The 15,766-nt window shown below is 44.1% G+C and carries 8 protein-coding genes and 4 rRNA genes; 4 read left to right on the top strand and 8 right to left on the bottom strand.

The genetic code is table 11. The features are described 5' to 3' along the window. Positions 1–447: 447 nt before the first annotated feature. Positions 448–2,015 (bottom strand): 16S ribosomal RNA (locus CEF18_RS05160). Between the two features lie 650 nt (positions 2,016–2,665). Continuing rightward, a complete protein-coding gene (locus tag CEF18_RS05155; RefSeq protein ID WP_110935499.1) occupies positions 2,666–3,889 on the bottom strand; it encodes an MFS transporter in 1,224 nt (407 codons plus the stop codon). Between the two features lie 243 nt (positions 3,890–4,132). On the opposite strand from CEF18_RS05155, the gene CEF18_RS05150 reads away from it, so the two are divergent. From CEF18_RS05150 to CEF18_RS05140, 3 genes are all read left to right on the top strand, one after another. Further along, complete coding sequence (locus CEF18_RS05150; RefSeq protein ID WP_110935498.1) at positions 4,133–4,510, top strand: hypothetical protein; 378 nt, start codon at positions 4,133–4,135, stop codon at positions 4,508–4,510. 19 nt (positions 4,511–4,529) lie between these two features. Continuing rightward, positions 4,530–4,727, top strand: coding sequence for a hypothetical protein (locus tag CEF18_RS05145; RefSeq protein ID WP_110935497.1), 198 nt, complete (start codon positions 4,530–4,532; stop codon positions 4,725–4,727). Between the two features lie 276 nt (positions 4,728–5,003). Continuing rightward, positions 5,004–5,825, top strand: a complete 822-nt coding sequence (locus CEF18_RS05140; RefSeq protein WP_110935496.1) for a formate/nitrite transporter family protein — start codon at positions 5,004–5,006, stop codon at positions 5,823–5,825. A 205-nt stretch (positions 5,826–6,030) separates the two neighbouring features. On the opposite strand, the gene CEF18_RS05135 is transcribed toward CEF18_RS05140, so the two are convergent. The 4 genes from CEF18_RS05135 to CEF18_RS05120 form a co-directional block, all read right to left on the bottom strand. Next, positions 6,031–6,501, bottom strand: a complete 471-nt coding sequence (locus CEF18_RS05135) for a flavin reductase family protein (RefSeq protein ID WP_110935495.1) — start codon at positions 6,499–6,501, stop codon at positions 6,031–6,033. An 837-nt stretch (positions 6,502–7,338) separates the two neighbouring features. Further along, a 5S ribosomal RNA gene (gene rrf / locus CEF18_RS05130) occupies positions 7,339–7,454 on the bottom strand. Positions 7,455–7,531: 77 nt separating this feature from the next. After that, positions 7,532–10,471, bottom strand: a 23S ribosomal RNA gene (locus tag CEF18_RS05125). A gap of 393 nt (positions 10,472–10,864) precedes the next feature. Then, positions 10,865–12,432, bottom strand: a 16S ribosomal RNA gene (locus CEF18_RS05120). Together the 16S, 23S and 5S rRNA genes form the textbook arrangement of a ribosomal RNA operon. Before the next feature lie 853 nt (positions 12,433–13,285). Between CEF18_RS05120 and CEF18_RS05115 the strand changes: the two genes are divergently transcribed. Continuing rightward, positions 13,286–13,726 carry a YaiI/YqxD family protein gene (locus CEF18_RS05115; RefSeq protein ID WP_110935494.1) on the top strand — a complete coding sequence of 147 codons (441 nt, stop codon included), beginning with the start codon at positions 13,286–13,288 and terminating at the stop codon, positions 13,724–13,726. On the opposite strand, the gene CEF18_RS26300 is transcribed toward CEF18_RS05115, so the two are convergent. Both CEF18_RS26300 and CEF18_RS26295 read right to left on the bottom strand, forming a co-directional pair. Beyond that, the gene (locus CEF18_RS26300) at positions 13,723–14,535 is read right to left on the bottom strand and encodes a hypothetical protein (protein WP_223292244.1); all 813 of its coding nucleotides are present in this window, start codon (positions 14,533–14,535) and stop codon (positions 13,723–13,725) included. The genes CEF18_RS05115 and CEF18_RS26300 overlap by 4 nt on opposite strands. 17 nt (positions 14,536–14,552) lie before the next feature. Then, positions 14,553–15,716, bottom strand: coding sequence for an FAD-binding oxidoreductase (locus CEF18_RS26295; RefSeq protein ID WP_223292243.1), 1,164 nt, complete (start codon positions 15,714–15,716; stop codon positions 14,553–14,555). Positions 15,717–15,766: the final 50 nt, after the last annotated feature.

The raw sequence follows: 15,766 nt of genomic DNA, 5'->3' as shown, positions 1-15,766 counted from the left end.
CGGTGTTCGTCCCGTCCTTCTTCGGCTCCTAGTGCCAAGGCATTCACCGTGCGCCCTTTCTAACTTAACCATTTTTTGCGTTTGGCTGCACATGACCTTTGAATGTCTTTGTCAGCTGCACTCTTCATCATCCTCACGTACCTAAGTACGCTCCGGTGACTCATCGCTTGCTTCCGCGAACTTCCAGGTCCTGCTTGCCAATACCTCCGAAGAGGCTCACAATTGGTGGCGTCTTTCTTAGCCTACATCTAAGACACTCGGTTCACTTTCTTTGAACGTATTCAAAGGGTATAACCGGTGATTCTTTTCAGTCATTTCGTTATCCAGTTTTCAAAGGACAAAGGCTTCTTTCAAAGAAAAGAAGCTTTGAGAGACTAACCTCTCAAAACTAAACAAAAAGTCCAAGACAAAGTTCGATTCAATAAGTTGAGCTTAAATGCTCCTTAGAAAGGAGGTGATCCATCCCCACCTTCCGGTAGGGATACCTTGTTACGACTTCACCCCAATCATCTGTCCCACCTTCGGCGGCTGGCTCCAAAAAGGTTACCTCACCGACTTCGGGTGTTACAAACTCTCGTGGTGTGACGGGCGGTGTGTACAAGGCCCGGGAACGTATTCACCGCGGCATGCTGATCCGCGATTACTAGCAATTCCGGCTTCATGCAGGCGAGTTGCAGCCTGCAATCCGAACTGAGAATGGCTTTATGGGATTCGCTTGACCTCGCGGTCTTGCAGCCCTTTGTACCATCCATTGTAGCACGTGTGTAGCCCAGGTCATAAGGGGCATGATGATTTGACGTCATCCCCACCTTCCTCCGGTTTATCACCGGCAGTCACCTTAGAGTGCCCAACTGAATGCTGGCAACTAAGATCAAGGGTTGCGCTCGTTGCGGGACTTAACCCAACATCTCACGACACGAGCTGACGACAACCATGCACCACCTGTCACTCTGTCCCCCGAAGGGGAAATCCCAATCTCTTGGGTGGTCAGAGGATGTCAAGACCTGGTAAGGTTCTTCGCGTTGCTTCGAATTAAACCACATGCTCCACTGCTTGTGCGGGCCCCCGTCAATTCCTTTGAGTTTCAACCTTGCGGTCGTACTCCCCAGGCGGAGTGCTTAATGTGTTAACTTCGGCACTAAGGGCATCGAAACCCCTAACACCTAGCACTCATCGTTTACGGCGTGGACTACCAGGGTATCTAATCCTGTTTGCTCCCCACGCTTTCGCACCTCAGCGTCAGTTATAGGCCAGAAAGTCGCCTTCGCCACTGGTGTTCCTCCACATATCTACGCATTTCACCGCTACACGTGGAATTCCACTTTCCTCTCCTACACTCAAGTCCCCCAGTTTCCAATGACCCTCCACGGTTGAGCCGTGGGCTTTCACATCAGACTTAAGAGACCGCCTGCGCGCGCTTTACGCCCAATAATTCCGGACAACGCTTGCCCCCTACGTATTACCGCGGCTGCTGGCACGTAGTTAGCCGGGGCTTTCTCGTGAGGTACCGTCAAGGTGCCGCCCTATTCGAACGGCACTTGTTCTTCCCTCATAACAGAACTTTACGATCCGAAAACCTTCATCGTTCACGCGGCGTTGCACCGTCAGGCTTTCGCCCATTGCGGATGATTCCCTACTGCTGCCTCCCGTAGGAGTCTGGACCGTGTCTCAGTTCCAGTGTGGCCGATCACCCTCTCAGGTCGGCTACGCATCGTTGCCTTGGTAAGCCATTACCTTACCAACTAGCTAATGCGCCGCGGGCCCATCTCGTAGTGTGAGGATAAATCCCCACTTTTACAACAGAATCATGCGATTCCGTTGGTCATCCGGTATTAGCTCCGGTTTCCCGGAGTTATCCCAGTCTACAAGGCAGGTTGCCCACGTGTTACTCACCCGTCCGCCGCTCATTCCACAAGCGTCACCCCGAAGGGATCAGCTTGTTTCCTGCGCTCGACTTGCATGTATTAGGCACGCCGCCAGCGTTCGTCCTGAGCCAGGATCAAACTCTCCGATAAAGTATGATGACTTATCATCAAGCTTGATGTCCTAGACATCAAAACCAAACTTTCGTCTGGCGTTTGTCGAATGTTACCATTCAACGATTTGTTTCATTTGACGGGATATTTTAAAATATCCCACTTTGCTTGGCTTTTTGTTTAGTTTTCAAAGGTCAATGTGTTGATCGTTATTTTCGAGTCAACTTTTATATTATATCAATATATCAATTGAATGTCAACAACTATTTATTTAACTCGTTTCGCTTGTTATCCGAAGCGAGATATTAACTATACCAGAATAACACCATCTTTGCAAGATGTTTTTTAATAAAAACTATTTCTTAACGACGGACTAATATCATAACACAGCATATTCTAATAGTCTACTATTATTTATCCTCTGCTGATAAACTACTAATGTTAACTCCTTCTTAGTAAGTACCTATAAGACATCAATCTTTCATCTATGACATTTAATCTTATAAGCTATAGAAGAAACTAGCTTAGTTTTCTATGACGAGCTTAATCCTTCTCTTTTCCGGGACTTTGCATAAATTAGTTTTCCTGTTGCAGTTACTCAGACGAAGTATATCAAAAACTTCTCCTTTTTAGTGATAAGCAGAAAGAGGCACGGACATAAAAAATTAGCAACGCCGTAAGTAGCTTGATTAGGATGAATAACCCGAATAGTCTAATTGGCTTTCTTGTGTTTTTTCATAGACTTTAAACTTAACCATCGCTACAATGCCTAAAATTGGTCCAATGCTTAACACAACAAATGCCCATTCCCAACCTACCCACATTTGAAGCCACGGAATAAGATTAATCGTAATAATTGTAATTAAGAATCCAATACACATTTGAAAGGTTAAAGCTGTTCCTAGATATTCAACCTCTGCAAACTCGGAAACTGCTACAGAAAACTGGGCCGAATCGGCAATCACAAAAAATCCCCATATGAGAGCTAAAGTGATCGTTAACCATATATTGCTCCCAAAAGTGAATCCTATTAATAGCGCGCAAACCGAACTCACGGACAATGAGATGATCGTTAAATTAGACCGACCAATTTTATCAGCTAAAATCCCTCCTATAATAGAACCAAGCCCCCCAGCAATACCAATGGCTAGAAAAGAGACGAACACACTCAATCCAAGATCCAAAGAGGAAGAATAAGTTAAAAAGCTGGCTGTTAAAAATGCAGGAAGCCAAGTCCACATTGCATAGAGCTCCCACATGTGTCCAAAGTATCCGTAATTGGCTAACATGACTGGTTTGTTATTCAGGACTCGTTTCATGGTCTTCATTGAAAAATGCGTTTTTGTCGAGGGCGTTGGTGCATCCACTAATACCATGCCTACAATAAAGGCTGAAATCAATGCTAAGGTTGAACTAATGAACAATACTAGAAACGCTTCCTCAACTACCACGATCAAAGATATTAAATGTGGTAATGAAGATCCAAGTGTTAACGCAGCAATTAATGTACCAGTTGCCAAGCCGCGTTGCTTTGGAAACCATTGTGCGATCAACTTCACTGCCGGCGGATATACACCTGCCAGAGTGAGTCCAGTAAGAACACGGATAAGTATACCTATACTTGCGATATTCACAAAAATTAATAGTAAATTTAAAATTGCTCCAATAAATGCAGAAATCGCAAATAGTTTTCTGGTATTGAATCGATCAGGCAATCCGAAATAAGCACTAATCAATGCACCAATGACAAATCCAAGAGGAACTGACGCTGAAAGCCATGCCTCGGTTGTTGGGGTCAGACCCCAGACTAGTTTGAGATTTGGTCCTATAACTGTCGCGCTAAACCACAGACTTAAGGAAAAAAGTACAGCCGTTCCAATCAACCCTAAAGCTGTCCATTGATTTTGTTTCACATTCTTCACTCTCCCAGGGATTTATCTTACCTTCCCTTTTATTAAAATAATATTTTCAACTACTTCTACACGACAGCTTTTATATTAACATTAATGTTTTGCTTATAATAGCCTCTAATATGAGGTAGAGGAAATCGGCCTCACCATTAGACTTTTTCCTGAATTATTATGTTCATCCAGGAAAAAATTAACGCACATCTATCGTAATCATCTGGTCAAACTAGAATTAGGCGGTGAATTTTCATGGGAAATAACATCAACAATTTTCAACAACCAACGTTTGGCCTGAACATACAGGAAGTAATAGAAGGCATGACATTCACAAAAAACTTTCGCTCCGCTACGTCCGAAGAATGGTACGTGTTTTTTAAAGAATTAAGTGAACCAACAACAGGCGGTGCGGCGGCTACGGTCATTATTCACTATGAATTACAAGGCAACCGAGATGTATTTATGAAAACGACCATTGTCGTCCAAGACCCCATCTTGCACGAATATGAATCTCATCCCTTATTATTTGCGATCATAGATGAAATTATTAATCGTTTAGTCGGTTACTCAGATACATTACTGACTGTATATGCTGGAGAAAATAGTTACAACGCTGAATATATACGATAACCAAAGGAGAGGGAAACATATGAGCACTGATAAATCATTTCTCAGAAAAAAACCTACACTAACTAATGCACCTAAAAAAGAAAAAATCACCGTTTCTTCCGATGCTCGTCAAATTCCTGGCGACTCCGTCGATGAATACACAGAACTTCGCGAAGTGAACCTTGGTTTAGCCGAAAAAGAACTAAGACAGCAAAATGAAAATAATTCGCTTGAGTAATACAGATCAATAAATCTTCACATCTTAGATTAACTCTGGAAGTTGCCTTAGGTGGCTGCTTCTTTTTTGTTTTCAAAAAACAGAAGAAAAAAGTGATTTCCACATGTCACTCTCTTCTGTACACTATTAACAACATCATCTCAGGGATTGTTCAAAATGTATGTAAGTAAATATAACAATCATCAACATTTTACTAAACCGTTGCTATAGGATGTTACTTATGATTAAAATATCGCACTATACTTACATTGAAATTATGGTTAGGAGATGGACAAGTTGTATAAAGATACGATACAAACATTGAATAGTATGGCCCTGGCTAAAGTGAAGCTGTTAAATACAAGTTTAGGAAGATATTTAGTGTCAGCCTGTTTATCAGGCGCCTATATTGGACTGGCAGTTGTGTTAAGCGTTTCGATTGGCAGTTCGTTTGCAGAGATATCATCTCCAGTAGCATCACTACTCTTTGCTTTATCATTTGGAGTTGCTTTAGTATTAATTCTGTTTGCGGGATCAGAACTTTTCACCGGCAATAATATGTTTTTCTCCGTAAGTACGTTGTCTGGAGTAACCACACCTAAACAGATGCTTCAAAATTGGGGATGGTGTTACTTAGGTAATTTCTTGGGAGCAACGCTATTCTGCGTACTCATTTTATACTCTGGAATTTTCTCAGGCATTACAGGCGATCATTTTTTAATGAAGATCGCGTCAACTAAAATGAGTTTGAGCACAACAGAATTATTCGTTCGTGGAGTATTATGTAACTGGCTCGTGTGTCTAGCGATTTGGTGTTCATTGAGAACTAAAAATGATGCAGCAAAAATGATGATGATTCTTTGGATCCTAACTACTTTTATCGTTTCAGGCTATGAACATAGTATTGCAAATATGGCTATCCTAGGACTAGCTCTTATTCATCCAAGTCCTGAAACAGTTACGATCGCCGGTTATTTTAGCAATCTAGTCCCTGTCACACTGGGAAACATTGTTGGAGGAGCCTTTTTCGTAGGATGTTTATATTGGATAATTAGCCCCTACCGGCTAAAGAACGAAAAACCTGAACAACAATCACTTACCAGGAAATCAGCTTCCTAAACCCGAAGCAGGGGACGGTTCTTTGCTTCATTACTTCTGAATGGAATACCCACATTGTAAGCTTTCGCAACCATCAATTTAAGTGCTAAGGGCTAGTTCTTCTTGAAAAGCGTGCCGTAAACAGAGCTATTACATTCTTATCAACAAAGACCCTTTCCACAAAAGAAAGAGTCTTTGTTAATTTCTGTAAACAACCATTTACGTTTTATTCTGCTAAGTGGCCTGTTTTTCCACCAAAAAATAAAAGTGGTTTTAATTGTTCATTTCGTGATGCGCTCTGCACACGGCCGGTTACAATATAGTGGTCCCCACCTTCGAGTACTTCTTCTACTGTACATTCAAGCGTAGCAAGATTATCATTTAAAATTGGTACTCCATCTTTGGAAAAAGTATACGAAGCTCCCTCATATTTGTCCTCTGCTCGTTTGGCAAATCTCCAACATTCATCTTCTTGTCCTTCTTGAAGAATATTTACTGCGAAAGGACTTTGTTTGTTAAAAGCAGCCATGCTACTCGCTTTCTTATCAATACAAACCAATATCAAAGGTGGATCTAATGATAGTGATGAAAAAGCATTTGCAGTTAATCCTATTAGTTTATCGTCTACTTTTCCTGTAATGACAGTAACACCTGTAGAAAAGTAACCTAAAGCATTTCTAAATTCTCGTGGGTCCATAGTCATTTCCTCCTCTAAACTTTGGTTTTTCATTTACTTTATGCATTGGCACAAAAAATAATTAAACCTTTTTCATTACTATACCAGTATAAATGCTATTTTGATTTTGTACAAAGAAGAAGATTTGGGGGGCAGTTCTCTGTACTTCGGTACGAATTATAAATTATACAGTGTAATATGGGTTAATTCTATATTTTAAGTTTTATTTTAACAAATAATAAAACAAGGGGACGGTTCTGCGCTTCAGTTTTAATATAGAATGTAAAGCCTGTGATTTACATGGATCGTATCATGTCTATCAAGAGATTACTTTCAAGAACCGTATAGTACGTACACTCCGTTACCAAGAAAGCTTTTAAGGTAACTATTTTAGCTATAGTAATGTTAAAATGAAAAACCGGTATTGAATGTCTCTAAATTACTTGGTTAATTACTCTCAGGCTGAAACATTCGCACCCACTGACGGAAAACGTCAAGCATATCTACTATCTTCACTTCTTCGTCGCTTTGAATGTCACTAATAGTAGAAGCACCTTTTCAAATTACCTTATTCTCGCTCATCCTCCCGGTTTCTACCTGCTACGTTTGTAGGTGCTACCGCCGTAGTACCTACCTCGAAAAGGACTTTTCAAACTCGCTTATTCTCGCTCATACTCTTGGTTTCTACCTGCTACGTTTGTAGGTGCTACCACCGTAGCACCTACCTCGAAAAGGACTTTTCAAACTCACTTATTCTCACTCATGCTCTTGGTTTCTACCTACCTCCAATATTATAGCCGCACAACCCTTTAAAACCACAAAAAAGACACTCTCCAAAGAGAATGTCTTTTCATAATTGCCCAGCGGCGTCCTACTTTCACAGGGGGAAACCCCCAACTATCATCGGCGCTGGAGAGCTTAACTTCCGTGTTCGGCATGGGAACGGGTGTGACCTCTCCGCGATCGTCACTGGACATAGTGAGTGGTCGTTGACCTCTCAAAACTGGATAACGTGATGGACTGAAAAGAATCGTTGCTTAGAGTAAAACATTTGGTTAAGTCCTCGATCGATTAGTATCTCTCAGCTCCGCATGTCGCCATGCTTCCACACGAGACCTATCTACCTCATCTTCTCTGAGGGATCTTACTCACTTACGTGATGGGAAATCTCATCTCGAGGGGGGCTTCATGCTTAGATGCTTTCAGCACTTATCCCTTCCACACGTAGCTACCCAGCGATGCTCCTGGCGGAACAACTGGTACACCAGCGGTGTGTCCATCCCGGTCCTCTCGTACTAAGGACAGCTCCTCTCAAATTTCCTGCGCCCGCGACGGATAGGGACCGAACTGTCTCACGACGTTCTGAACCCAGCTCGCGTGCCGCTTTAATGGGCGAACAGCCCAACCCTTGGGACCTACTTCAGCCCCAGGATGCGACGAGCCGACATCGAGGTGCCAAACCTCCCCGTCGATGTGGACTCTTGGGGGAGATTAGCCTGTTATCCCCAGGGTAGCTTTTATCCGTTGAGCGACGGCCCTTCCATACGGTGCCGCCGGATCACTAAGCCCGACTTTCGTCCCTGCTCGACCTGTATGTCTCGCAGTCAAGCTCCCTTATGCCTTTGCACTCTACGAATGATTTCCAACCATTCTGAGGGAACCTTTGGGCGCCTCCGTTACTCTTTAGGAGGCGACCGCCCCAGTCAAACTGCCCACCTGACACTGTTCCTGAACCGGATCACGGTCCGAGGTTAGAATGTCAAAACAGCCAGGGTAGTATCCCACCAATGCCTCCACCGAAGCTAGCGCTCCGGTTTCCAAGGCTCCTACCTATCCTGTACAAGCTGTTCCAACATCCAATATCAAGCTACAGTAAAGCTCCATGGGGTCTTTCCGTCCTGTCGCGGGTAACCAGCATCTTCACTGGTAATATAATTTCACCGGGTCTCTCGTTGAGACAGTGCCCAAATCGTTGCACCTTTCGTGCGGGTCGGAACTTACCCGACAAGGAATTTCGCTACCTTAGGACCGTTATAGTTACGGCCGCCGTTTACTGGGGCTTCAATTCAGAGCTTCTCCCTTACGGGATAACCCCTCCTCTTAACCTTCCAGCACCGGGCAGGTGTCAGCCCCTATACATCGCCTTGCGGCTTGGCAGAGACCTGTGTTTTTGATAAACAGTCGTTTGGGCCTATTCACTGCGGCTCTCTCGGGCTTGCACCCTAATAGAGCACTCCTTCTCCCGAAGTTACGGAGTCATTTTGCCGAGTTCCTTAACGAGAGTTCTCCCGCGCGTCTTAGAATTCTCATCCCGCCTACCTGTGTCGGTTTGCGGTACGGGCACCAGCTTCCTCGCTAGAGGCTTTTCTTGGCAGTGTAGGATTGGGAACTTCGGTACTAAATTTCCCTCGCGATCACAACTCAGCCTTCACGACAAGCGGATTTACCTACTTGTCAGCCTAATTGCTTCGACGCACACAACCAACGGTGCGCTTACCCTACCTTACTGCGTCCCCCCATTACTCAAACGGAAACGTGGTGGTACAGGAATTTCAACCTGTTTTCCATCGCCTACGCCTTTCGGCCTCGGCTTAGGTCCCGACTTACCCTGAGCGGACGAGCCTTCCTCAGGAAACCTTAGGCTTTCGACGGAGGGGATTCTCACCCCTCTTTTCGCTACTCATACCGGCATTCTCACTTCCAAGCGCTCCACATGTCCTTCCGGTCATGCTTCGACGCCCTTGGAACGCTCCCCTACCACAGGACACCCGAAGGTGTCTGTCCATAGCTTCGGTGATACGTTTAGCCCCGGTACATTTTCGGCGCAGAGTCACTCGACCAGTGAGCTATTACGCACTCTTTCAATGATGGCTGCTTCTAAGCCAACATCCTGGTTGTCTAAGCAACTCCACATCCTTTTCCACTTAACGTATACTTTGGGACCTTAGCTGATGGTCTGGGCTGTTTCCCTCTTGACTACGGATCTTAGCACTCGCAGTCTGACTCCCGAGGATAAGTTTTTGGCATTCGGAGTTTGACTGAATTCGGTAATCCTGTGGGGACCCCTCGTCCAATCAGTGCTCTACCTCCAAAACTCTTCCCTCGAGGCTAGCCCTAAAGCTATTTCGGGGAGAACCAGCTATTTCCGAGTTCGATTGGCATTTCACCCCTACCCACACCTCATCCCCGCACTTTTCAACGTGCGTGGGTTCGGGCCTCCATCCAGTGTTACCTGGACTTCACCCTGGACATGGGTAGATCACCCGGTTTCGGGTCTACAACCACATACTCATTCGCCCTATTCAGACTCGCTTTCGCTGCGGCTCCGCCTTTTCAGCTTAACCTTGCATGGGATCGTAACTCGCCGGTTCATTCTACAAAAGGCACGCTGTCACCCATTAACGGGCTCCAACTACTTGTAGGCACACGGTTTCAAGATCTATTTCACTCCCCTTCCGGGGTGCTTTTCACCTTTCCCTCACGGTACTGGTTCACTATCGGTCACTAGGTAGTATTTAGCCTTGGGAGATGGTCCTCCCAGTTTCCAACGGGGTTTCACGTGTCCCGCCGTACTCAGGATACACTCCGGAGGAGTCTGCATTTCGACTACAGGGCTTTTACCTTGTCTCGCGGACCTTTCCAGGTCGCTTCATCTACACAGACTCTTTGTAACTCCATATGGAATGTCCTACAACCCCAAGAGGCAAGCCTCTTGGTTTGGGCTGTTTCCGTTTCGCTCGCCGCTACTCAGGAAATCGCATTTGCTTTCTCTTCCTCTGGGTACTAAGATGTTTCAGTTCCCCAGGTCTGCCTTCTCACACTCTATGTATTCAAGTGTGGATCTTATCCCATTACGGATAAGGGGTTCCCCCATTCGGAAATCTCCGGATCAAAGCTTACTTACAGCTCCCCGAAGCATATCGGTGTTCGTCCCGTCCTTCTTCGGCTCCTAGTGCCAAGGCATTCACCGTGCGCCCTTTCTAACTTAACCATTTTTTGTTGCGGATTACCGGCAGATCTCATCGTCAGCTGCACTCCTCATCTCCTCACGTACGGTTGTACGCTCCGGGGATTCGTCATTTGCTTCCTCGATCTCCTTGGTTCTCCTTGCAAAAATTATCTTCGAATATAAAATTCTTCGGATAATTTCCACTCACAATTGGTGGCGTCTTTCTTAGCCTACATCTAAGACACTCGGTTCACTTTCTTTGAACGTATTCAAAGGGTATAACCGGTGATTCTTTTCAGTCATTTCGTTATCCAGTTTTCAAAGGACAAAGGCTTCTTTCAAAGAAAAGAAGCTTTGAGAGACTAACCTCTCAAAACTAAACAAAAAGTCCAAGACAAAGTTCGATTCAATAAGTTGAGCTTAAATGCTCCTTAGAAAGGAGGTGATCCATCCCCACCTTCCGGTAGGGATACCTTGTTACGACTTCACCCCAATCATCTGTCCCACCTTCGGCGGCTGGCTCCAAAAAGGTTACCTCACCGACTTCGGGTGTTACAAACTCTCGTGGTGTGACGGGCGGTGTGTACAAGGCCCGGGAACGTATTCACCGCGGCATGCTGATCCGCGATTACTAGCAATTCCGGCTTCATGCAGGCGAGTTGCAGCCTGCAATCCGAACTGAGAATGGCTTTATGGGATTCGCTTGACCTCGCGGTCTTGCAGCCCTTTGTACCATCCATTGTAGCACGTGTGTAGCCCAGGTCATAAGGGGCATGATGATTTGACGTCATCCCCACCTTCCTCCGGTTTATCACCGGCAGTCACCTTAGAGTGCCCAACTGAATGCTGGCAACTAAGATCAAGGGTTGCGCTCGTTGCGGGACTTAACCCAACATCTCACGACACGAGCTGACGACAACCATGCACCACCTGTCACTCTGTCCCCCGAAGGGGAAATCCCAATCTCTTGGGTGGTCAGAGGATGTCAAGACCTGGTAAGGTTCTTCGCGTTGCTTCGAATTAAACCACATGCTCCACTGCTTGTGCGGGCCCCCGTCAATTCCTTTGAGTTTCAACCTTGCGGTCGTACTCCCCAGGCGGAGTGCTTAATGTGTTAACTTCGGCACTAAGGGCATCGAAACCCCTAACACCTAGCACTCATCGTTTACGGCGTGGACTACCAGGGTATCTAATCCTGTTTGCTCCCCACGCTTTCGCACCTCAGCGTCAGTTATAGGCCAGAAAGTCGCCTTCGCCACTGGTGTTCCTCCACATATCTACGCATTTCACCGCTACACGTGGAATTCCACTTTCCTCTCCTACACTCAAGTCCCCCAGTTTCCAATGACCCTCCACGGTTGAGCCGTGGGCTTTCACATCAGACTTAAGAGACCGCCTGCGCGCGCTTTACGCCCAATAATTCCGGACAACGCTTGCCCCCTACGTATTACCGCGGCTGCTGGCACGTAGTTAGCCGGGGCTTTCTCGTGAGGTACCGTCAAGGTGCCGCCCTATTCGAACGGCACTTGTTCTTCCCTCATAACAGAACTTTACGATCCGAAAACCTTCATCGTTCACGCGGCGTTGCACCGTCAGGCTTTCGCCCATTGCGGATGATTCCCTACTGCTGCCTCCCGTAGGAGTCTGGACCGTGTCTCAGTTCCAGTGTGGCCGATCACCCTCTCAGGTCGGCTACGCATCGTTGCCTTGGTAAGCCATTACCTTACCAACTAGCTAATGCGCCGCGGGCCCATCTCGTAGTGTGAGGATAAATCCCCACTTTTACAACAGAATCATGCGATTCCGTTGGTCATCCGGTATTAGCTCCGGTTTCCCGGAGTTATCCCAGTCTACAAGGCAGGTTGCCCACGTGTTACTCACCCGTCCGCCGCTCATTCCACAAGCGTCACCCCGAAGGGATCAGCTTGTTTCCTGCGCTCGACTTGCATGTATTAGGCACGCCGCCAGCGTTCGTCCTGAGCCAGGATCAAACTCTCCGATAAAGTATGATGACTTATCATCAAGCTTGATGTCCTAGACATCAAAACCAAACTTTCGTCTGGCGTTTGTCGAATGTTACCATTCAACGATTTGTTTCATTTGACGGGATATTTTAAAATATCCCACTTTGCTTGGCTTTTTGTTTAGTTTTCAAAGGTCAATGTGTTGATCGTTGTTTTCGAGTCAATCTTTATATTATATCAATATATCAATTGAAAGTCAACAACTTATTTAACTCGTTTCGCTTGTTATCCGAAGCAAGATATTAACTATACCAGAATAATACCATCTTTGCAAGATGTTTTTTAATAATGATATGAACCGTGTTAAAAAACTATTTCTTAACGACGGACTAAAATCATATCACATCCTTTCCTTATAGTCTACTATTATTTCATTTTAATTTACAAACCTTTTTAAGGTGTCAAACCCAACAACATATAACTACTAGCACTTCTGATACGTAACTATAACACTTGTTTTGTCATCACCCTATTTTTTACGTGCCATTATAATAGAAGTAACTTGCTTATTTTAAAGACAAAGAGATGATTTTCACTCTATATAATAGTAGGTGTTGGGATTCATAATCACCCTCTATTTTAATAAAGCCTGAGTATTCTAGTTTTCATTGATCGCTGTTATTTAACATCTATTATTCCATTGCGGTTTTATAAGAAATTGCATTCCCTCCATTAAATGAATACAAAGAAGAGTAATCTACTTCCTTACATCCAGCCTATATTCGATTACGCATAATAAACCTCCGCTTTGATATAAAGATTAAAATCAAATACAATGGTAGTAACACTTGATACATAAATCTATAGTAAGCCATATTGGGGGGGTATTGTTATGAAAATATACGTCGATGCAGATGCAAGTCCCGTTAAAAATATCGCCATAGCGGTTGCAAAGAGGGCTGAGATTCCTGTCGTTCTTGTAAAAAGCTATGCTCATTTTTCCAATAATGAAGAGCCTGAAGGTGTGGAGACCGTTTACGTCGACACTGGAGCTGAGGCTGCGGATTATAAAATTATGCAACTAACACGAAAAGATGACATTATTATTACTCAGGATTACGGTCTAGCATCACTAGGCATGGCAAAAGGATGCAAAGTCCTTCATCATAAAGGATTCGCCTACACAAATGAAAATATTGAACAGTTGCTTGATACTCGATATCTGAGTGCCATGGCAAGAAAAAGCGGCCAGCGAACGAAAGGTCCAAAGGCATTCACCCAAGAAGACAGGTCTAAATTCGAAAAACTTTTGATAGAGGTTATTGAAAGCTAGGGACGGTTCTCTGCTTCCTTCTTGTTAACATTTATGTTCTTTTTACTACTGAAATCCCACACACCACAACCACACAAAAGGGCACCAAATGCCATAATAAAAATAACGGGAGAAACAATTTGAACGAAAGATAGACCTATCATAGTGACTCCCACTATTAAATAGTGATTCACAGCGTGTAGTTTATAGGTCTTCTGTTCGATATGCCATGCACGAAAGTAGCCCTGTAAAAAACCTAGGAAAACCTGTAGAAAAACAACAATGTATGGAAGTAATTCAAATGAATTTTTCAAAGATCCTACAAGTATATAGACAAGACCCATGCTAATATAAATAAATGAGATTCCGAAAGTGGTTTTCTTCTTTTTCGACTGAAACACTCGATACCCCCATGCGGCAGAAAAAGAAAATACCGCAAACATCCACGCAAACAAGGTGAAATTCATGGAGACCTCTTTTAACCAAATGATATAGTATGGAAAAATGGCGACCTGACCCACAGTGACAACAAGAGGGATATGCCACACTCTCCTAGTTTTCATAACAAACTCCTTCATTATAATGTAATGGTTATAAAATAAATTTTGAAAAATATCATTTGGATCTCGTTTTACTTTTTCTTCTTTGAAGTCTTGCCAATTGGGATAGGACTCCTTGAATTGTTCCTTCGTTTGATATCGATAATAAGGTAAATAATAGGTCCCACCATATTCATTGGTTAAGGTGGTCCAGTCTTGAATAATTGTTTCTGCCTTCGCAATGTCTTCTTTATCTAAACCGTGCTGGATTAATACAACCAGACCTATCATATCTTCAGTCGCATAATTTAAACTTGTGTGAGGTCTTCAGCTGCATACCGCAACGTAATATTATGTATTTTAAAATCATCGTCCTTGTCGTCACGCGGGAGTAGTTGCTTTAAATCACCGATGTATTCTTCATAGGAATTGAGCGGTACAAAAAATTCTTGTAACACTTCCACTTTGCCAGGTTTCGTAAATTCCATGAACGTAGATTCCGATCGCATCGCGTTGTTTCGAGTAATTGAGTTTCCATCAATGGAATTAATATATCGTTTTTGTGTTTCCCAGAATAGATCCTCCAAGATACCCCCTGTTCGACCGATATCGAGTGCGAATTTACTTAGTCGAACACCTTGTTCGCCTTTAAGTGGCGTTTCATTATCCTGGTTACCTGTTTCGGCGTAATCAATCACATACATTTCATCTAGAAAACTACTTGGCGCAACACTTACTCTTGCATAGTGCATCACCGTATTTTCATTATCTAACAGATTCGAAAAATAGGATTCATAGTCTTCTGTTTTTAATTCTTCCGTATGAATAGTGTAAACATCATTTTCCGTTAATTCTAATGTTGCATCTAAAATAACCCCAAACAAACCATATCCGCCTAACACGTACTTCATCCAACTTGCCGAGTTATCACGGGTGACCGTCTTGATTTCACCGGTCGGCGTTAAAAGCGTCAATTCCTTTACAGTTCCAGCCATGGGACCAAAACGGATATCTCGCCCGTGTGCATTGACAGAAAGGGAACCACCGATTGTAAAAATTGATTGTGATTGGGCCACTTTCAAGGCTAATCCATATGGCAATACTTCTTCTTGGACATCCTCCCAAGTTGCTCCAGCTTCTATACGTATCGTTTTCGCCTGCTCGTCGATGTTTATTACGTCATTAAATGTACGCATATCAAGCACAACACCATCTTCGTAATAGGTATGACCACCTTGTGAATGCTGTAACCCCGCGACCGAAATCTGTTGTCCACTTTCGTTTGCTTCTCTAACAATCCGTTGGAGAGCCGCCGAATTTTCTGCTTTAACGACCCTTTCCACTCTTTTGGGAAGAAGACCGGTATAGTCCGTTGTTAAATTACTCTGAGAGAGTCCGTACTTTCTCTTCTCAATCGGGAATTCCATAAGACGACGGCAACAAATATACAAATAAGCATCCCAAGAAACCAAGGCTTTTTAATTACCTGCTTCACTTTATCCATCATGCCTCCTGTGTATTG

The sequence above is a fragment of the Salipaludibacillus neizhouensis genome (assembly GCF_002886185.1).
GTDB classification, from domain to species: Bacteria; Bacillota; Bacilli; order Bacillales; family Salisediminibacteriaceae; genus Salipaludibacillus; species Salipaludibacillus neizhouensis.
The sequence above is the reverse complement of the archived record's forward strand: the minus strand, read 5'-3'. Positions and strand labels throughout refer to the sequence as shown.